This is a genomic window from Bradyrhizobium liaoningense, assembly GCF_018130825.1.
Taxonomy (GTDB): Bacteria; Pseudomonadota; Alphaproteobacteria; order Rhizobiales; family Xanthobacteraceae; genus Bradyrhizobium; species Bradyrhizobium liaoningense_B.
The window spans coordinates 169,534-188,290 of sequence record NZ_JAFCJS010000011.1; the positions used below are offsets into that span (position 1 = coordinate 169,534).

The 18,757-nt window shown below is 65.0% G+C and carries 20 protein-coding genes; 9 read left to right on the forward strand and 11 right to left on the reverse strand.

Annotated elements, in window-relative coordinates; genetic code table 11:
- The first annotated feature begins 36 nt into the window (after positions 1-36).
- The 3 genes from JQ603_RS34525 (at position 37) to JQ603_RS34535 (ending at position 2,251) form a co-directional block, all read left to right on the forward strand.
- Complete coding sequence (locus JQ603_RS34525) at positions 37-297, forward strand: hypothetical protein (protein WP_212347114.1); 261 nt, start codon at positions 37-39, stop codon at positions 295-297.
- A gap of 245 nt (positions 298-542) precedes the next feature.
- Positions 543-1,274, forward strand: a complete 732-nt coding sequence (locus JQ603_RS34530) for a 4'-phosphopantetheinyl transferase family protein (RefSeq protein ID WP_212346965.1) — start codon at positions 543-545, stop codon at positions 1,272-1,274.
- Entirely contained in the window at positions 1,271-2,251 is a 981-nt protein-coding gene (locus JQ603_RS34535) for an LLM class flavin-dependent oxidoreductase (protein WP_212346967.1), read from the forward strand. The genes JQ603_RS34530 and JQ603_RS34535 overlap by 4 nt, the downstream gene beginning before the upstream one ends.
- Here the strand turns inward: JQ603_RS34535 and JQ603_RS34540 are convergent.
- From JQ603_RS34540 to JQ603_RS34550, 3 genes are read right to left on the reverse strand one after another with little or no spacing between them, the layout of a single operon-like run.
- The gene (locus JQ603_RS34540) at positions 2,248-3,087 is read right to left on the reverse strand and encodes an ABC transporter ATP-binding protein (RefSeq protein ID WP_212346970.1); all 840 of its coding nucleotides are present in this window, start codon (positions 3,085-3,087) and stop codon (positions 2,248-2,250) included. The two genes, JQ603_RS34535 and JQ603_RS34540, sit on opposite strands and share 4 nt — an antisense overlap.
- Positions 3,084-3,884 carry an ABC transporter permease gene (locus JQ603_RS34545; RefSeq protein ID WP_212346972.1) on the reverse strand — a complete coding sequence of 267 codons (801 nt, stop codon included), beginning with the start codon at positions 3,882-3,884 and terminating at the stop codon, positions 3,084-3,086. The genes JQ603_RS34540 and JQ603_RS34545 overlap by 4 nt, the downstream gene beginning before the upstream one ends.
- A gap of 4 nt (positions 3,885-3,888) precedes the next feature.
- Positions 3,889-5,265: an ABC transporter substrate-binding protein gene (locus JQ603_RS34550; protein ID WP_245004055.1), complete on the reverse strand. Its 1,377-nt coding sequence runs from the start codon at positions 5,263-5,265 to the stop codon at positions 3,889-3,891.
- Positions 5,266-5,617: 352 nt separating this feature from the next.
- On the opposite strand from JQ603_RS34550, the gene JQ603_RS34555 reads away from it, so the two are divergent.
- Complete coding sequence (locus JQ603_RS34555) at positions 5,618-6,457, forward strand: Crp/Fnr family transcriptional regulator (RefSeq protein WP_433996669.1); 840 nt, start codon at positions 5,618-5,620, stop codon at positions 6,455-6,457.
- Positions 6,458-6,465: 8 nt separating this feature from the next.
- Here JQ603_RS34555 and JQ603_RS34560 read toward each other — a convergent pair whose 3' ends face one another.
- The 3 genes from JQ603_RS34560 to JQ603_RS34570 all read right to left on the reverse strand — a co-directional run bounded on the left by JQ603_RS34560 (position 6,466) and on the right by JQ603_RS34570 (position 10,588).
- Positions 6,466-7,491 carry a histone deacetylase family protein gene (locus JQ603_RS34560; protein ID WP_212346974.1) on the reverse strand — a complete coding sequence of 342 codons (1,026 nt, stop codon included), beginning with the start codon at positions 7,489-7,491 and terminating at the stop codon, positions 6,466-6,468.
- Positions 7,492-7,620: 129 nt separating this feature from the next.
- Positions 7,621-8,559 (reverse strand): SMP-30/gluconolactonase/LRE family protein, encoded by a 939-nt coding sequence (locus JQ603_RS34565; RefSeq protein WP_212346976.1) that lies wholly within the window; start codon positions 8,557-8,559, stop codon positions 7,621-7,623.
- The gene (locus JQ603_RS34570; protein WP_212346978.1) at positions 8,516-10,588 is read right to left on the reverse strand and encodes a PQQ-dependent sugar dehydrogenase; all 2,073 of its coding nucleotides are present in this window, start codon (positions 10,586-10,588) and stop codon (positions 8,516-8,518) included. The genes JQ603_RS34565 and JQ603_RS34570 overlap by 44 nt, the downstream gene beginning before the upstream one ends.
- A 195-nt stretch (positions 10,589-10,783) precedes the next feature.
- Between JQ603_RS34570 and JQ603_RS34575 the strand changes: the two genes are divergently transcribed.
- The gene (locus JQ603_RS34575; RefSeq protein ID WP_211406604.1) at positions 10,784-11,017 is read left to right on the forward strand and encodes a DUF6894 family protein; all 234 of its coding nucleotides are present in this window, start codon (positions 10,784-10,786) and stop codon (positions 11,015-11,017) included.
- A 10-nt stretch (positions 11,018-11,027) separates the two neighbouring features.
- Complete coding sequence (locus JQ603_RS34580; RefSeq protein ID WP_212346980.1) at positions 11,028-11,204, forward strand: hypothetical protein; 177 nt, start codon at positions 11,028-11,030, stop codon at positions 11,202-11,204.
- Positions 11,205-11,338: 134 nt separating this feature from the next.
- Here JQ603_RS34580 and JQ603_RS34585 read toward each other — a convergent pair whose 3' ends face one another.
- The gene (locus JQ603_RS34585; protein WP_212346982.1) at positions 11,339-12,112 is read right to left on the reverse strand and encodes an enoyl-CoA hydratase-related protein; all 774 of its coding nucleotides are present in this window, start codon (positions 12,110-12,112) and stop codon (positions 11,339-11,341) included.
- A 131-nt stretch (positions 12,113-12,243) separates the two neighbouring features.
- Between JQ603_RS34585 and JQ603_RS34590 the strand changes: the two genes are divergently transcribed.
- On the forward strand, positions 12,244-13,833 hold the full coding sequence (locus JQ603_RS34590) for a gamma-glutamyltransferase family protein (protein WP_212346984.1): 1,590 nt from the start codon (positions 12,244-12,246) through the stop codon (positions 13,831-13,833).
- A 195-nt stretch (positions 13,834-14,028) separates the two neighbouring features.
- Positions 14,029-14,253 carry a hypothetical protein gene (locus JQ603_RS34595; RefSeq protein ID WP_212346986.1) on the forward strand — a complete coding sequence of 75 codons (225 nt, stop codon included), beginning with the start codon at positions 14,029-14,031 and terminating at the stop codon, positions 14,251-14,253.
- 51 nt (positions 14,254-14,304) lie between these two features.
- Here the strand turns inward: JQ603_RS34595 and JQ603_RS34600 are convergent, their stop codons facing one another.
- Genes JQ603_RS34600 through JQ603_RS34615 form a run of 4 tightly spaced genes read right to left on the reverse strand, consistent with a single transcriptional unit; the run spans position 14,305 to position 17,769 of the window.
- A complete protein-coding gene (locus JQ603_RS34600) occupies positions 14,305-15,588 on the reverse strand; it encodes an NAD(P)/FAD-dependent oxidoreductase (protein WP_212346988.1) in 1,284 nt (427 codons plus the stop codon).
- A 12-nt stretch (positions 15,589-15,600) separates the two neighbouring features.
- Entirely contained in the window at positions 15,601-16,332 is a 732-nt protein-coding gene (locus tag JQ603_RS34605) for an amino acid ABC transporter ATP-binding protein (protein WP_212346991.1), read from the reverse strand.
- Positions 16,329-16,982, reverse strand: coding sequence for an amino acid ABC transporter permease (locus JQ603_RS34610; protein ID WP_135165066.1), 654 nt, complete (start codon positions 16,980-16,982; stop codon positions 16,329-16,331). The genes JQ603_RS34605 and JQ603_RS34610 overlap by 4 nt, the downstream gene beginning before the upstream one ends.
- 28 nt (positions 16,983-17,010) lie before the next feature.
- Positions 17,011-17,769, reverse strand: a complete 759-nt coding sequence (locus JQ603_RS34615) for an ABC transporter substrate-binding protein (RefSeq protein WP_212346994.1) — start codon at positions 17,767-17,769, stop codon at positions 17,011-17,013.
- A 181-nt stretch (positions 17,770-17,950) separates the two neighbouring features.
- On the opposite strand from JQ603_RS34615, the gene JQ603_RS34620 reads away from it, so the two are divergent.
- Positions 17,951-18,595 (forward strand): helix-turn-helix domain-containing protein, encoded by a 645-nt coding sequence (locus JQ603_RS34620; protein ID WP_212346996.1) that lies wholly within the window; start codon positions 17,951-17,953, stop codon positions 18,593-18,595.
- The last annotated feature ends 162 nt before the right edge of the window (positions 18,596-18,757 follow it).

The following is an 18,757-nucleotide window of genomic DNA, read 5'->3' on the forward strand; positions in this document are numbered from 1 at the left end:
CGAGGGCGAATACAGGTTCACTCGTCAAAGCTGTGCATGATCAAGTTGCATCTTGATTATTTGACGCTGCCGCGCAAGATTATTCCCGCCTTTTTGATTTGGACGATTATTTTCAACCGGGGGAGTGTTATGGGTTTCATCAAATTTACCAAGGGCACCAAGCTGAGCGACAAGGACCGCAAGGCGCTGCAAAAGCTGCTGACCGCCGAGAAGAAGAAGCTCCAGTCCGCGCTGAAGGACGTCGACGCCAGCCTTTCGATGCTGAGCGGGTCGAAGAAGGCCAAGAAGAAAAAGTAAGACTAGTCGGCAGGGACGCCGCACGAATCTTCAGGCTTCATTTTCCGGCCTCCGGTTTTGAAATTGAGCCGCTCGCTCGTCGAGTTGGGGTCTCGCACAAGCTTGCGCCTGTAAACCGGCCTGCAAATCGACAAGAATTTGCCTGGGTGGACCGCTAACACCGGTCCACTGGTTGATTCTTGCTCAGTTGATTCTTCCGTCAGAGCCGGGGATTTGGCCTCTGCCTGACGCCAAAGGCCCAATTGATGGCAGACGACAGAATTGAACTGTTTGTCGGACTGATCGCGACCATTGACGCGCCGGGGGCGGCCGACGCGTGCCGACGGCTGCTCTCGGTCGACGAACGGATCCGCGCCGACCGCTTCATGTTCGAGCGGCATCGGCGGCAATATATTTTCGCGCACGCCATGCTGCGCCTGGCGCTGTCGCAGGTCGCGCCGAATGTTGCTCCCACCGACTGGTCGTTTGGGGCCGGCCGCTATGGGCGGCCGTTTGTCGCATCGCCCAGAACCTCGACCGCGCTGCACTTCAGCCTGTCGCATGCCGACGGCTGCGTCGCCTGCGTCGTATCGGGGCACGAGGCTGTCGGCGTCGACGTCGAAACCGTGTCACGGCGTGTCGCCCCGCTTTCCACCGCGAATCGCTTCTTTGCGCCGGAAGAGGTCGAAACGCTGCGCAAGCTGCCGGAGCCGGCGGCGATCGAGCGCTTTTTCGACTATTGGACGCTCAAGGAGGCCTATCTGAAGGCCAGAGGCTTCGGGCTCAACCTGCCGCTCGACGCCTTCGCGATGCAAGTGTCGCGCGAGGCCATCGAGATCAGCTTCAAGCCCGACATCGCCGACGATCCCTCGGGATGGCGCTTCTCGCTGTGCTCGCCCTCCCCCTCGCATCGCCTCGCGATCGCCGACGGCTCCCGGGCGCATGGCGGCCTTCCCATCAGCCGCAATGCCTGGCCGCTCCAGGAAGCGGCTGAATGACGACGTCGCGGCTGCGCGTCTTCCCCGCGATCTCGCGCAACCGCGATCCCAAGCAATATGTCGGCGAGCTGATGCGGGTGGCGGTGTTCGCCGACCGCAACGGCTTCGAAGGCATTCTGCTGTTCGAAGGCAACGACGTGTTCGTCGAGCCCTGGGCCATGGCCCAGCACATCATGGCGGAGACGACCCGAAGCTCGCCGCTGATCGCGGTCAACCCGGTCTACATGCACCCGTTCGCGGCGGCGAAATTCGTCTCGTCTTTTGCGCAGCTCTACGGCCGCAAGGTCTATCTCAACATGATCACGGGAACCGCGATCAGCGACTTGCAGGGCCTCGGCGACGAGCAGACCCATGCCGACCGCTATATCAGGCTCGGCGAGTTCGTCGCGCTGATGCGCCAGCTGCTCTCGAGCCCGCGGCCCGTGACTATCGAGGGCCGGTTCTACCGCGCCAGCAATTTGCATCTTCGACCACGCCTGCCGGCGGAGCTGATGCCGGAATTCTTGATCGCCGGCCAATCGGAAGCAGCGCAGCGCGTGGCGAAGGAAACGGGCTGCATCAAGATGCAGATGCTGCCGCCCGATCTCGATCATGGCCCCGCGGCACCCGGCATGAACTTCGGCATCTTCGCACGCGAGAGAAGCGACGAGGCACGGCAGGCGGCAAAGGCACGCTTTCGCGACAACCCCGACGATCGCGAGCTGCTCGCGCTCACCGTGGAGAACAGCGACTCCGTATGGAAGCGGCGGCTGTATGAAGGCCAGAGCGGCGAGCTTCAGGATAATGGCTACTGGCTGCTGCCGTTCCTGACCTTCCAGGCGGACTGCCCCTATCTCGTCGGCAGCTACGAGGAGATCGGCGCAAAGCTGAGGGCGTTTGCGGCGAAGGGCCTGACCACGATCATGCTCGACATGGTCGCGGACGAGACCGAGATGCAGCACGTCTGCAAGGCGCTGGCGGCGAGCGGGATGTTTTAGGACGGCACGCCGAGCGGGCTGAGCCGCGCCAGCGGCTCGGAGCCTTCCGGCCGCCGCAGCAGCTGCATGACATGCCGCTTCAGGCGCACGAATTCGGGTTCAGTCACGAGCTCGTGGTCTCGCGGTCGCGCAAAGGGCAGCACGATATCCTCGATCACCCGACCGGGCCTCGCGCTCATCACGACGATGCGGTCCGCGAGGAATAGCGCCTCGTCGATGTCGTGGGTGACGAAGACCGTGGTGGTTGGAATTTTACTCCAGATGTCGAGCAGGACCTCCTGCATCATGCCGCGCGTCTGCGCATCGAGCGCGCTGAAGGGCTCGTCCATCAGCAGCACCCGCGGTTGGTTGATCAGGACCCGGGCGATTTCGACGCGCTGCTGCATGCCGCCCGAGAGTTGCGCCGGATAGAACGCCTCGAATCCGGACAGGCCGACCAGCTTCAGGATCGCGTCGGCGGCACGGTCGCGCTCTCTCCTCGCAAGGCCGCGCATTTTCGGGCCGAAGGCGACATTGTCGCGAACAGTCTTCCAGGGAAACAGCGTGTGCTGCTGAAACACCATGCCGCGATCGGGGCTCGGACCCTGGATCTTCTGCCCGTCGACCATGAGCCGGCCAGCCGTGACCGGCAGATGCCCGGCCAGCGCACCTAGCAGCGTCGACTTGCCGCAGCCGGAAGGACCGAGGATGCAAACGAACTCGCCTGGCGCCATCGCGACATCGAGGCCACTCACGGCCTCGAATGCGTCGGAGCGCGCGCCGAGCGCAATCGAGACACCGGCGACATCGATGCGGCCGACGCTGCTCGCGCCGATATCCGCGACCCGGATATTCATCGCGCCACCTTCGGGCTGCGCCAGGGCATCAGAAGCCGGCCGGCCGTCGTCAGCAGCCAGCTCGATCCCATGCCGAGCAGGCCGATGATCAGCATGCCGACGATGATGTCGGCATAATTCTGGAGCGTGTAGGCTTCCCAGGTGTAGTAGCCGATGCCGAACTGGCCCGAGATCATCTCGGCGGTGACGAGGCAGAACCACGAGGTGCCCATGCCGATCGCCAGGCCCGTGACGATGCTGGGCGCGGCATCCGGCAGCACCACCTCCGTCAGGATCGCCAACTCGCCCGCACCCAGGCTGCGGGCCGAGGCGACCAGCCGGCGGTCGACATTTGCAACGCCGTGGACCGTGTTCAGCACGATCGGAAACAGCGCACCGATGAAGGTGATGTAGATCATCGAGAGTTCGGACGACGGGAAGATCAGGATCGACAGCGGTATCCACGCCACCGCCGGAATCGGCCGCAGCAATTCGAGCGGCGGTAGCAGCAGGTCGCTCGCGGCTCGCGATCGGCCGATCGCAAAACCGAGGATCACGCCGATCACCACCGCCGCACCGTAGCCAGCGAACACGCGCCAGAGGCTGCTGGTGATATGCGCCGCCAGTTTCGGCGACCGGAACAGGGCCAGGGCGGATTGGACGACCTCGACAGGCGGCGGCACATTGCGGAAGGTGACAATCCCGAGATTGAGATGTGTCGTCGCAGCGACCTGCCACACGGCGATGCAGGCGAGGATCGAAAGGCCGCGGATCGTCCACCGGAGTTTCGCGGGCCGGGCCCGAACAATCGTCGCCATGGCCTCACCGGCTCACGACGAGGGACTCGCGCGCAGCCGCGAAGTCGAGCACGGCGCCGCCATTCTGCTTCGACCATCGCTCGGCCGCATCCTTGAGCAGGAACGCATTCAACTCGCCTTGCGGCGACCGCACGAACCAGGCCTGGTTGGCAAACAGCTTGATGCCGCTTTCGCGATCCTGGGCATAGACCACGCGGATGGCCTTGCCGTCCTTCTCGAGGCCGGCGAGCGCCTTCAACGCGTTCTCGGGCGAGGCGTAGTGGCGCACATGGGGCTCGTCCCTGACCCAGACCTGCGCGACGCGACTGAAGTCGCTGATCTCGGCACCCGTTGCGGCGTCCTTGGCCCTAAGCGGCAGCTGCGCATAGTTCTTCAGCTGCGCGTCATAGTCGCGTCCGGCCTGCGCGGCCGCAATCCGGATGAATTTATCGGTGACGAACTGATTGATATCGAGATCGCTGTCCGCGCGCTTGAGCAGCTTCAGCGTCTTGATCGAGGTTGCGACCGCCTGCCGGTATTCCGGCTTCCAGGTCACGTCCCGGGTCTGAAGACCGAGCGGGCCATGGAAGAGATAGTCAACCTCGGCCTCGATGCCGGTCACCTTGGCGATCAGTTCGCTATATTTCTCGGGCTCCTCGGCAATAAGCCGATCGGCCTCGAGCGCGGCGCGAAGGTAGGCGACGACGATCTCCGGATATTTTTCGGCGTACTCCGCATCAACCAGGCCGCCGTGGAACGTCGGGGCATTCGCCTGTGCGCCGTCAAAAATCTTGCGCGCGAAGCCGCGCCACGGAAACAGCTCGGCGAACGGAACGAAATCGGCATGCGCCTCGATCTTGCCCGCCTGCAAGGCCGGCCCCGCAACCTCCGGGGCCTGCGTGATGATGTTGACGTCGGTCTCGGGATTCCAGCCCCTGGCTTCGATGGCGCGAAGCAGCATGCCGTGCGAGGTCGAGGCAAAGGGAACGGAGATCGTCTTGCCCTTGAGCTCGTCGAGCGACTGCACCGGCGAATTCGATGGCACCACGATGCCGTTGCCGCTGCCCTCGGTGCTGCCGGACAATACGCTGATGAAAAGGCTGCGGCGTCCTGCCTTCTGGAACGCAACGCCGTTCAGCGAACCCGGAAAATCCGCCATCGCGCCGAAATCGAGCTTGCCCGCGACCATCTCGTTGGTCAGCGGCGCACCGCTCGTGAAATTCTTCCACTGGATGTCGTAGGTGACGTCCTTGTACTTGCCGTCACGAGGCAGGAACTTCTCCAGCAGCTTGAGCTCGCGAATGAGCAGTCCGCCGGTCGCGCAGTTGATTGTCGTATCCTGTGTCCCGACTGCCACACGGATCGTCTCCGCCCGCGCCGGCTCGAGCATCGCAACGGTCATGGCGATAACGGCGACACTTATTCTCAAAGAGCTGAATTCGATCATCGAACTGTCCTCGGCAAGCCGGGCGCGTGCCGGCAACAAACGCTGGCCGGCAATATCGAAGGCGCGTCGCAATGCTTGAAGCAATTATTTGCATCGGCATGGCGAAACGCTCGCGTCGTAATTTCGACGCGCAACGCCGCAAAGGATTTTCTCAGGACGAAGCCCCCGGCAGAGGAATCATTTCGCGACCGCTCGCCGCACACATCAAGCTTTGCTAAGTGATCTGGAACGATCGCAAAGAGATGGACATCGCGCCATCGCCGCTCTTACCTATTCGCAAAGATTCCGGAAAAGCTGACGGATTGCGATGACCATACTCAAGGAAGCTGCCGCGACCGAGCCTGCCGCTTTCACAGAGCGGCCTCTTGCGGGCGTTCAGTTCGACTGGCCCGCCCCCGAGAAGGCGCGCCACGCCCGCAGCACACGCGCAAGGCCCGCGAGCTCGGCCCTGTTCATGAGCGAGACGATCGACGGACTGAATGCCGGCGCGCATTTCCTCGATCGTTTGCCGGCACCGGAACAGGCGCGTGTGCACGCGGCCGCCCGTACGATCACCGTGCCGCAGGGCGAGATGGTGTTCAGCCAAGGCGATGGACACGACGGCATCTTCATCATCCGTCGCGGGCAGGTGCGGGTCTACTACACCGCGCCGTCAGGCCGCGAAATCACGCTCGCCTATTGGACGCCGGGACATTTCATCGGTGGCCCCGAGATCTCCGGCGGCGGCATCCACATGTGGTCGGGCATCGCCATCGAGACCTGTGAGATCGCGGCGCTATCCGGCCCGGCTCTGGAGAAGCTCCTGACCGGCATGCCCAGCTTCGCGCTGGCGCTGATCGACGGCCTCGTCGCCAAAGGTAAATGCTACTCGTCGATGGCGCAGATTCTCGGCACGCGGTCGGTGATCGAACGGCTGGCGCAATTTCTGCTCACCTTGTCGGAGCTGCACGGCACGGCCGACGGCGATACCGTCATCATCAACCGCAAGATCACCCACGATCAGATCGCGGCCATGGTCGGCTCGACCCGTCAATGGGTGACGATGATGCTGAAACGTTTCCAGAACCGCCGCATCATTTCCATCGACGGCAGCATCATCCGGATCAGGCGGATCGACCTGCTGGAGCAGATTTTGTTCAAGGAGTGAGGCGAGGGTCAGCGCGCCTCTTCGAACCCCGCCAGCACCGAAGTCAGGTTCGCGCCCAAAATATCCGAGAGATAGCCGCCCTCCTGCACGAACACGGTCGGCAGGCCCATCTTGGCGATGGCCTGGCCGATGCGGCGGAAGCCCGGCGTGGTGACGGCAAGGCCCTTCAGCGGATCGTGCTCGGAGGCATCGAGCCCGAGCGCGATGACGAGGGCGCCGGGGGCAAAGGATTCGATCGCCTTGCGCGCGACGTCCATCGCCTGGATGTAACCGTCATCGCCGGTGCCGATGGCGAGGGGAATGTTGAGATTGGTGCCGAGGCCCGGGCCTTCGCCGCGCTCATGCGCGTAGCCCCACACGAAGGGATAGTACGCGACGGGATCGGCGTGGATCGAGATCGTGTAGACGTCCGGCTGGGCGTAGAAGATGCCTTGCGTACCGTTGCCGTGATGGACGTCGACGTCGAGGATCACCACGCGCTCGTGCTTGAGGCGCAGATGCGCCGCCGCGATCGCGCTGTTGTTGAGGAAGCAGAAGCCGCCGGCCATGTCGCGATAGGCGTGATGGCCGGGCGGACGGCAGAGCGCATAGGTCGCATCCTCGCCGTCCATCACCATCTGCGCCGCCGTGACCGCAACGTCCGTCGCGGCGCAGGCCGCGGCCCAGGTGCCGGGGCCGATCGGCGCCGCGGTGTCGGCGGTGTGCCAGCCGAGCTTGCCGACGATGTGGGTCGGATAGGTCGCGGCGTGGCGCACGGGATGGATGTTGCCGATCATCTCCGGACCGGAATCGCCAAGCGCGGTCCAGGCATCCCAGGCTTCGCTCAGGAACGTCAGGTACTCCGGACTGTGAATGCGCGCACGCGGCCCCTGCCCGAACCTGGTCGGCTCGACCAGTTGATGCTTGCCGTCCTTCAGGCCCTTGAGCAGGCGGTCGGCGCGCTCCGGCTGCTCGGTGGTGCGCTTGACGACGCCGCGGACCAGGAAGAATTGCGGATCGTGGCTGCGGTGCAGTTCGGTATGGACGGCTTTCACTCAAACACTCCGTGGTCGCTGAGGACGATGCCACAGATGTCTTGATGCCTGCGGCGGCCAGATGCAAGCAAGAAGAATGCCGCCTCTGCCGCACTGCCCTGCACAGGAAGCAGACCGCCTTTGAAGTGCTCAGCAGCGCCCGCGCTGGAGGCAGTGCTCGCGGCCTTGCTGGTCGGTGCGGAAGGCCTCGATGAAGCCGCCCTGGCGCTGGGTGACGAAGACGGTCTTGCCGTCGCTGCCGCCGAAGGCCAGGTTGGTCGGCTCCTTGGCCTTCAGCGGGATCTCGCGCTCGACCGCGCCGGTCGGCTTCATCAGCGCGATGGTGCCCTTGAGAATGCGCGCGACGTAGAGGCGGCCGGCAACGTCCGTGCGCAGGCCGTCGATGGTGTCGGGCTGAAATGCCTTGACCAGTTTTGCCGCGGTGAGCTCGTTGCCGTTGATCGCATAGGACCAGATCTGGCCGCTGCTGGATTCGCCGACATAGAGCGTCTTGCCGTCAGGACTGAGATCGATGCCGTTGGTGGTACCCATCGCGCGCGGCGCCGACATCACCTGCCCCTGCACCGATCCGTCCGCGGCTTTCGCAATGCGCCAGATGTGGCCTTCGCGCCCCTTCCAGTTCGGATCGCTCGCATAGATCGTGCCGTCGCGTGCGATTGTGATGTCGTTGGGCTGGTTCATCTCGTCGGAGTGAAACCAGACGGCGGGCCCGGTTGCGCCTTTCGCGATCGCGAAGATGTTGTGCTTCTTGTAGTCGGCGATGAACATGGTGCCGCTGCGATCGAAACGGATCGCGTTGCCGACGCTGCCTTCGGGGAGGGTCGCGAACAGCTCCGAAGCGGCGCCGCCTGCAGGCAATTTGCCGATGGTGCCGGGCTTGCCGAAATTGACGACGAACAGATTGCCGTCGAGATCGGCGGCGGGCCCTTCGATGCCGAAGGTGTATTCGCTGGCGGGCGTCACCTGCACGCTGTCGAACAGTTTTGTTTCGGCAGCGGCCGGCGGCGTCGCGACAAGCAGGATGCTACTGCACAGGCACCAGAAAGTCCTGCCGGATGTAATAGCCATCGTCGTCGGTGCACTCGCCATTCAGATAGGGATCGGCCGGCCGGAAGAATCGGCTGAAGCCGGGTCTGTCTACAGCGCTCCTTTGTGTCACGACGACGACCTTTCCGGCCGGTATTTCGCCGCATTCCTTGTTGGTTTTGCTGAAAAACTTCCGCTGCGGCGGGCCGGGCTTGATCCGCATCCGCATGCCCGGAACCATTTTGGCGACGAGCAGGTCCGCGGTATCGAGCAGGCGCGTGTAACCGGGCTCGGACTTGGGCAGGCTCTCGCCGCCCGGCGGCATCAGCTTCTCGGCTCCGAGACCGCGCAGGCGCGTGCGCAGCCTGCCGGCGTCGGGATCGCCAGGATAGATCCAGCCGTCCTGGGACAGCATGAAGCGGAGCACCGTCCTGTCCTTCTCCGCATCCGATTGCCCCGCGTTCAGGCCGAAATCCGAATGGCAACCGACGCAATGCTTCTCGACGAGGCCCTTGCGCAACGTGGTGAGGCGAACGCTGTTCTGTGCATCCCTGGCGACGAAGGCCGCGAGCTGGTCGATCATCGCCTGGCTGCGCGTATCGCAGGGCAGCGGCTGAGGTAGCTCGCCGGTGGCGCGATCGATCCGGATCACGGTCTGGTTCTTGTCCTCGACCAGCCAGATCGCGCCATCCTCCGCGACCGTCATGCCGACGGGAGCGCCTTGCGGCCGCGCGCCGTTGACGCGGTGCCAGCCTGTGATCAGCTCGTCGAACGGCGCGGCGGCGACCTCGCCGGCATCGGTCTGGAAGCTGCGCGTGGGATCGGCCGCGCAACTGACGTGATATCGCACCGGCGGAGCGCTCGGCCTGGGAAAGCCGTGATCGTCGACGTCGTAGACGAGAACGCGGCTGCCGGTCGGACGATAGCCGTGCAGGCCGACCAGCAGCTTGCCTTCCAGCTCGGGGAATTTGGCGCCGTGATAGTAGAGCATCGCGAGCGGCGCGCCATGCGGCGGCATCAGCGTGAGCGGTGGCTTGTAGAGCGCATTGGCCGAGCAGAGCGATTTGTAGGTCCCTGACTGCAGCACGAGCCTGAATTCGGGACTCGGCGTCGACAGGTCGTAGCAATAGGGCCAGCCATAGTGCTTGCCCTGCTCGACCGCGTTGATCTCCTCATTCGGCTTGAAGATGTCGGGCAGGTCGCGGGCGTTCTCGCCTTGCAGGAAGGCGTAGCCGGCATCCGGAAAATTCGGGTGCAGCGCCAGCGCCATCGAGTTGCGCAAGCCGCGCGCATAGACGGTGTGCGGCGGATCGGGATCGCCAGGCTTCAATGCCGGGAACACGCCGCCCGCGGGCGGCGTGAACAGCCAGATCGAAGCCATCGCGGCGCCGCCTTCGGCCGCGGCGCAGGGCTTCGTGATCGGCGCCGGCGTGATGCAGTCGTCGCTGTGCGAGCCGATATTGACGAACAGGCGTCCGGACTTGTCGAAGACGAACTGCTTGAGCGGGTGCGCGCTCTCGTCGAGCTTCGTGCCGTCAGGCAACGTGATCCGGCGCCCCGGCATGCGACGAATGATGGTCTCTACCGTGCTGCGCGGATTGTCGGCGAGCGGATCGAACCGGAAGATCGCCTCCGCGGTCGAAGCATAGAGCTTTTTGTCCGGGCCGAGCACGAGACCGAACGGGTATTCGAGCCCCGTCAGCAGCTCCTTGAACCGCTGGCCCTGGGGCGCATGCGGATCGAGCAGCAGCAGCCGCCCGTCGGTATGGCCCCAGCCGCCCATGTCGGCCACCACGAACAGGTCGCGGCCGGGCACCTGGATGATCGAACGCGGGAATTTGAGGCGGTCCTCTTCGCTGGCGACGAGGCCGGCGCAAAATCCCGCCTTCATGTCGATCTGGATCCTGGGAAAGGCGAGGTCGCCGCTGCCGCAAACGTCCGAGCCGATCGCGTAGCCGCTTTTCCTGACCGGCTCGGACGAAGCCGGCGAGAGACCGAGCAGCGCGGCAGCCAGGACTGCCGCCAGCAGGCGCAGATTTCGCCGTCCGCTCCCGAATGTGAACTGGTTCACGGTGCCCCCGACTTCCCGCGGACGTTGTTCCATGGCGCCCGGGCGCCGTCCAGTGATCACTCGCCTGTGATTAAACCTGTAACGACTTTGGTGCCGACCAATCTCCGTAAATTCCCTTACCGGGCTCGACCCGAATGTTTCGCGAATGCTTGGGGTGGTATCGGTTTGCCGTCCCGCTTTCTACAGGAGGCGCTTATGGTCCAGGTCTATTTTCACTGCTCCAACACCGAGGGCACGCTGATCGACCGCTACGGCGCCGCCGTCGCCAATCTGACCGAGGCGCGCGACCGCGCCGCCCAGATCATGCACTCGATGATCCAGACGCCCGGTGCCGAAGACTGGCGCGACTGGGTGATCCACGTCAGCGATGACGACGGCGAGGAGATCTTCGATCTCCCCTTCACCGCCATGCTCGGCAAGCCGCACTGAGGTCGATGCCATGATATTCGCTTCACTGAGCCTGCTCCGCCAGCCCCTGAGCTTCGTCGCCAGCAAATGGCAGACGCTGGTGAGAATCGCCGGCAACCCCTACCGGCCCGAGCTTCACTACATGCGCGGGCCCGGTCCGAAATGGCGCGCCAAATATCAGACCAGCCGGCTCGACCGCTCGCTCTGAGCTCCGCGGCTCCCGCGCTTTCAAGCTGATTTCCGCTTCCTCATCATGGCCGGGCTAGTCCCGCCTGCGCGGCCGAAGCCGCTTCGGCGAGGCGAAGGCCCGGCCATGATGCGTTTGGGGGACGGCAGCGCCCTTCACCTCCCCGTAAACTTCGCCTTGCGCTTCTCGACGAAGGCATTGCGGCCTTCGATGGCGTCCGCGCTCTTGCGGATCGTGGCCTGCAGCTCGATCTCGCGGTGGAACTGCGCTTCATAGGTCGCGTGCTCGCTCTCCTCGACCAGGGTGCGGGTTGCGACCAAAGCGCGCGTCGGGCCCTCCGCCAGGCGGCGCGCCAGCACCAGCGCCTCCCCCATCAGCTGCGCATCGTCGACGACCTGCCGCACCAGGCCGATCTCCTGGGCGCGTTCCGCCGTCAGCGGCTCGTTGAGCAGCATCAGCTCGAGCGCCCGCTGCCGGCCGACCAGGCGCGGCAGCAGCCAGGTCGAGCCGAGGTCGGGCACCAGCGCGATGCGACTGAACACCTGGATGAAGCTCGCCGAGCGCGCCGCGACGATGATGTCGCCGGCCATCGCAAGGCTGAAGCCGCCGCCAGCCGCCACCCCGTTGACGGCAACGACGACGGGCACGCGGCATTCGCGCAGCGCCTTGAAGGCCGGCCAGTAGAAGCGCATGACGCCGGCCGCGAGATCCTCGCCCAGCGCTCCGGCTGCTTTCAAATTCTGTCCTGAGCAAAATCCACGCCCCGCACCGGTCAGGACCAGCGCGCGGACCTCCTCGTCCCCAGTCGTCTCGGCGACCGCGGCAGCGAGCGCGCCGAGCAGGTCCGGCGTCATCGCGTTCAGGCTCGCGGGCTCGTCGAGGGTCAGAATCCCGACCGCGCCATCCCGCGCCTGTTTCACACCTGCCATGTCGCGTCTCCCTTTGGATGTTCTCGTTGGCGGCAATGTGCCATTGTCCGCGCGCTCCGCCAATGCGAAGCCTCGACGTCGACGCAACGAAGCCAAGACATAGACAACAAGACACAGATCAAGACGACACCATGCCTCACCAGTTCAGCCTCGCCCAGACCGTCCGCAAACCCGCCGTCAAGTCCAAGGGCGGCATCGTCGCCGCGCAGTCGCGGCGGGCGGCCGAAGTGGGCTCCGAGGTGCTGGCGGCGGGCGGCGACTGCGTGGACGCGATCGTGGCAACCACCATGGCGCTGAACGTGCTGGAGCCCTGGAATAGCGGCATCGGCGGCGGCGGCGCGATGGTGCTCTACCGCGCCAGGGAAAATCGCACCGAGGTGATCGACTACGGCATGTGTGCGCCGCAGAGCCTGCGCGCCGCCGATTATCCGCTCAGCGGCCAGGGCGCGGCCTCCGATCTGTTTCCATGGCCGAGGGTGAAGGACGACCGCAACATCCACGGCCCCGGCGCGGTCGCGGTGCCCGGTGTCGTCGCCGGCATGGAGGAGGCGCACCGCCGTTACGCGAAGCTGCCCTGGAAGGACCTGGTCGCACCATCAGTCGCACTCGCCGGCGAAGGCATGCTGGTCGATTGGTGGACCACGCTGACGATCGCGAACTCGGCGGCCGATCTCAGGCGCTATCCCGCAAGTGCGGCGACATACCTGAAGGACGGCCTGCCGCCGAGCGCGCCCTGGGGCATCAAGTCCGAGACGCGGCTGCCGTTGGACAATCTGAAGGCGACGCTGTCGCACCTCGCCGAGGCCGGCCCGCGCGACTTTTATCAGGGCGACCTCGCCAGGAGCATCGCCTCCGACATCAAGGCCGATGGCGGCTCGCTGTCGGTGGAGGATCTCGCCGCGTTCCGCAGCCATCTGCGCGAACCGCTGGCGATCCCCTATCGCGGCGGCAAGGTCTTTGCGACGCCGGAGCTTACGGCCGGACCGACCATGGCGCATGCGCTGCACCTGCTGCAGCAAAATCTGAAGCCGGCAAGCGAGCCCGATGCGGCCGCCTACAGCGAATATGCGCTCGCCCTGCAGTCGGCCTATCGCGAGCGTCTCAAGGACATGGGCGATGCCGACGGCAAGCGATCGCTCGGCGCCGAATATCTCGCACCCGCCTGCACCACGCATTTCTCCGTCGTCGACCGAGACGGCAACGTGGCCGCCGTGACGCAGACGCTGCTCTCGTCCTTCGGCTCGAAATATGTGACGCCGCACACCGGCATCGCCATGAACAACGGCATCATGTGGTTCGACCCGACGCCGGGCAGCACCAACTCGCTCGCGCCCGGCAAACGCTGCCTCACCAACTACACGCCCGTCATCGCCGAGACCAAGGATGGCAAACGCCTCGCGGTCGGCGCCTCCGGCGGGCGCCGCATCCTCCCGTCGGTCATGCAGATCGTGTCCTTCGCGATGGATTTCGGCATGGACCTGGATGCCGCCATCCACCAGCCGCGCATCGACGCCAGCGAAGGCGCGGTGGTGATCGGCGATTCTCGCCTGCCGGCTGAGGTGCGCAATACGCTCGCCGCGCGCTTCGACTATGAAGAGAGCCGCGTGCAGGCTTTGCCGCAAAAATTCGCCTGCCCGAGCGTGGTGATGCGCGAGGGCGAGATCAATTCCGGCGCGGTCGAGATCTTCCAGCCCTGGGCCGACGCGGTGGCGGAAGCCTAAAGTCCGTTTGACGAGAGAGCGTGCCAACGGCGAGCCGCGTGCATGTTGCAAGCACGAATGTGCTAGCACGCGTTGCGCCGATGCACGATTGCGCATCTCTGCGAGCGTCACGACTCCTCCACATTTGCAAGGAACTTAGCTGCACGCCGTCGGTTCATTGAACGGACAAGTGCGCTCGCCCCACTGGAGGACACGATGAAGAAACTTGCGCTCGCAGCGTCGCTGATCGTTGCAGCCGGATTTGCGTTTGCCAACCCTACACTTGCAAAGGGTGGACACGGTCACGGACACGGTCATGGCCATGGCCATGGGATGGGCCATCATCACCATGGCACGCCACCCGGATGGTACCATGGGCGCAAGGTCGGCTGGCGTGGCATGGGCTGCCCGCCCGGCCTGTGGAAGCAGGGCCGCTGCTGACGCGAGCAGCAACTTTAACGCGGCGCCGCCCCTAACAAGGCGGCGCCTTCTTCATATGCCGAGCCGGTCTCGCACGCGGCCCGCAATCACGGCGGTCGTCACGCCGACCGGCCAGAACGCGTGCATCGGGATCGGCTTGATGCCCGTGACAGGCATGTCGAGCTCGGCCCTGGTGCCGCCGATCAGGCGGCGCGCGAGCTGCGCGCCCATCGCCGTCGAGAGCGCGACGCCGCGGCCGTTGCAACCGAGCGAGATCAGCATGCTCTCCGCGGGCTCGTGCACATGCGGATAATGATCTTTGGTGATGGCGAGCCGACTGTTCCAGCCATGGGTCCAGGCGACGCCCTTGAGCTGGGGCCACAGCCGCTCCGCATAACGCATAAGATAGGCGACGTCGTGCGGCGAGCTGATCCAGCGCATCGGGCCGCGGCCGCCCATCAGAAGGCGGTTCTGCTGGTCGATGCGATAATAGACGGTGATGTGGCCACTCTCGTAGAGCACGGGGCGCGTCGGCATGATGGAGCGGGCGACCGCGTCGGAGAGCGGCGCGGTGGCGGCGATCGAGGAAAACACCGGCACGATGGTGCGGCGGAGCGCCGGCCAGAGATCGTCGGTGAAGCCGTTGGTCGCAAGCAGCACTTTGTCCGCATGCACGACCGCACGCGGCGTCTCGATGCGCCAGCGCGTACCCTCGCGGCGCAATGACAGCGCCGGCGTCTCGCCATGGACTTTCGCGCCCGCAGAGATCGCGGCGCGCGCAAGGCCACGGGCATAGCTGAGGGGATGCAGATCGCCGCCGCGGGTATCAAGCATGGCGCCGATGTAGCGGTCGGTGCCGGTCATCTCGCGCAGCTGCTCGCGGTTCAGGTACGACACCGGCATGCCGCGGCGGATGCATTGCTGCGCGGTCTTTTCGATCGCGGCGGCGCTGGCCTCATTGTAGGCCGCGCGCAGCGTGCCGTTCTGCCGTGCTTCGCACGGGATCTGGTAGCGGCGGATCAGATCGTGCGTGAAGTCCGGCGTGCCGTAGGAGAACTCGATCATGCGGCGGCCGAGCTCGGCGCCGAAATCGGCCTCGATCTGATCGGGATCGTGCTTCAGGCCAGGATTGGTGTGACCGCCGTTGTTGCCTGATGCGCCCCAGCCCGGCTCCTGCGCCTCCAGCACCAGCGCCTCGACGCCCTGCTCGGCCAGATGCAGCGCCGTGGACAGGCCGGTATAGCCGCCGCCAATGATCGCGACGGAAACCGACTTGTCGACGTCGAGCAGCGGCGTTGCGACCGGCGCGACGGCGGTGTCGGCATAGAGCGAGGGCGGCAGAGGCAGGCGCGTCATGGCGAAGTCCGGTCAGAGCGGATGCAGCACGCGGCGCAAGAAGTCCTGCGTGCGCGCGTGCTGCGGTTGATTGAGCACCGATTTCGCCGGCCCCTGCTCGACGATGACGCCGCCGTCGATGAACAGCACGCGATCGGCGACGTCGCGGGCAAAGCCCATCTCGTGGGTGACGACGACCATGGTCATGCCGTCGTCGGCGAGCTTGCGCATCACGCCGAGGACGTCGCCGACGAGCTCGGGATCGAGCGCCGAGGTCGGCTCGTCGAACAGGATGGCCTTGGGCTGCATCGCCAGCGCCCGCGCGATCGCGACGCGCTGCTGCTGGCCGCCGGAGAGCTGCGGCGGATGGGCGTCGGCCTTCTCGGCGAGGCCGACCTGGGCAAGCAGCGCGCGGCCGCGCTCGAGCACCTGGGCACGCGGCTCCTTCTTCACGAAGAGCGGACCTTCGACGACGTTCTCCAGCGCGGTGCGGTGGGGGAACAGGTTGAAGCGCTGGAACACCATCGACACCTGGGTGCGGATGTTCACGATCGACGGCGCATCGCGGTCGACCTTCAATCCCTCGACGCTGATCTCGCCGCGGTCGTAGCTCTCGAGACCGTTGATGCAGCGCAGGATGGTCGACTTGCCGGAGCCTGATGGCCCGATGATGCAGACCACCTCGCCCTTCTCGACGGAAGCCGTGATGCCCTTGAGGACCTCGTTCTGGCCAAAGCTCTTGTGGACGTCGCTCAGCTCGATCATCGCTTGCCGGCCCGCTTCTCGAAGTGACGGACCAGCAGGATCAAAGGAATGCTCATGGTGAGATACATCAGCGCAACCAGCGTGAACACGCTGGTGTTTTTGAAGGTCGAGGACGCGATCAGCTTGCCCTGCAGCGCGAGTTCGGCGACCGTGATGGTCGAGGCCTGCGAGGAGTCCTTCAGCATCATGATCATGACGTTGCCGTAGGGCGGCAGCACGATGCGCACCGCCTGCGGCAGCACCACGCGGCGCATGGTGAGCCACCAGCCCATGCCGATCGACTGCGCCGCCTCGATCTGTCCTTTGTCGATCGCCTCGATGCCGGCGCGGAAATTTTCGGCCTGGTAGGCCGAGTAGGCGATGCCGAGCCCGAGGATGGCGGCCTGCAACGCCGACAGCGTGACGCCGAGATCCGGCATCACGAAGTAGAGATAGAACAACAGCACGATGATCGGGATGCCGCGGATCACGTTGATCAGGCTGGCGCTGAGCATCGACAGTGCCTTGATGCCGGAGACCCGCATCATCGCCCAGATCAGGCCAAGTACCGTCGAGAGCAGCAGCGAGCCGATGGTGACGACGATCGTCAGTGCGACGCCGTTCATCAGGATCGGGAAGAACTCGGCGGCGTCGTGCCAGAAGCCTTTCATCGGGCAGCCTTCGCTCGATCAGGTCCAATCAACCTTGCGCCTTCTGTCCCCACTTCTCGAGGATCTTGTCGATCGTGCCGTTGGCCTTCAGCTTCGCCAGCGAGGCATTGATCTTGCCGAGCAGCGCGGTCTCGCCCTTGCGCACGCCGATACCGACCGAGCCGACGGTGACGGGCTTGTAGCCGTCGACGAGACGCACCTCGGGGAAGCCGCCCTGCTTCAGATTGTAGGCAAGGATCGGATAGTCGGCATAGCCGGCCTTGAGGCGGCCGGTGTTCACGTCGCGCAGGATGTCGGGGATGGTGTCGTAGGCTTTCACGTCGGCAAACAGGCCGGTCTTCTTCAGCGCGTCGACGAAGGCGGTGCCGACTTGCGCGCCGACCGTCTCGCCCTTCAGGTCTTCCTGCGTGGTGTAGGCCTTGGTGTCGCTCTTCGGCACCACGAGGCCTTCACCATAGGTGTAGATCGGATCGGAGAAGTCGACGACCTCCTTGCGCGGCGCGGTGATGAACATCGCGGCGGCGATGATGTCGATCTTGCTCGAGGTCAGCGACGGGATCAGCGCCGAGAACGCCATGGGCTCGATCTGCACGTTGAGGCCGGCGTCCTTGCCGATCTCGGTGACGAGATCGACCATGATGCCCTGGATGGTGTTGGTCTTGGTGTCGAGGAAGGTGAAGGGAATGCCTGTCGGCGTCGAGCCGACCTTCAGCACCTGCTGCGCCGAGCCGGGCGCGGCGGCAAACAGCGCGAGTGCCGCGACTGCGGCCTGAACGAAACGCTTCATCACATCCCCCTTTGGGTCCGGCCCATGGCGGCGCTCGCGGATGTCTTGTTCGCAGACGTTGCGGGCCAAGCCGTTTCGGCCTATTTTCACCAATATGAAAATTTGGTCACACTTTCGCAGGTGATGCAAGCGGTTTTCATGCACATGAAGGAAGCGGTTTGACGTGAGCGGTGGCAAAAGAATGCGCAAACCGGCCGCCGCAAAGCCGGCCAGGAAGGTGAAAGCCAAGGCCGTCGCCAGGCCGGCCGAGCCCGCGATGGACGTCGCGGTCGGTCGCCGCATCCGCGACCTCAGGCGCGTCAGGCAGTTCTCGCTGGAGACGGTCGCCGCGCGCACGGATTTATCGATCGGCTTTCTCAGCCAGATCGAGCGCGGCCTGTCGTCGCCATCGCTGCGGGTGCTGGCAACCCTTGCCGACGTGCTCGGCGTCGGCATCGCCGCGCTGTTCGGCGCGAGCCCGAGCGCCGACGGCGCCTCCGACCAGGTGGTGACGCGCGGCCTGCAGCGACCCGAGCTGAAGCTCTGGCGCACTGGCGTCTCAAAACAATTGCTGAGCCCGGCGAGCGCCGACAACCGGCTCAACCTGTTCCTGGTGCATCTGGAGCCCGGCGGCTCCACCGGCGATGAGCTCTACACCCATGACGGCGAGGAAGCCGGCCTCGTGCTCGAAGGCGAGATGATGCTGACGGTGGACAGCGAGACCTGGTCGCTGAAGACCGGCGACAGCTTTCGGTTCGCAAGCCGCAGGCCGCACCGGTTTTCGAACCCGGCGAATGATGCGAAGGCCGTGGTGCTGTGGGTGAATTGCGTGACGGGGGCGGGGTAGGCTTCTCTTCGCTCCGCAGCTACGCTTTCAATCCCGTCATCCTGAGGTGCGAGGCTTGCGATGCGATCGCATCGCAAGGCGAGCCTCGAAGGATGTACGGCCTCGATGCAGCCGGACCGTCGCCCTTCGAGGGCCGCTGAAGAAGCGGCCACCTCAGGGTGA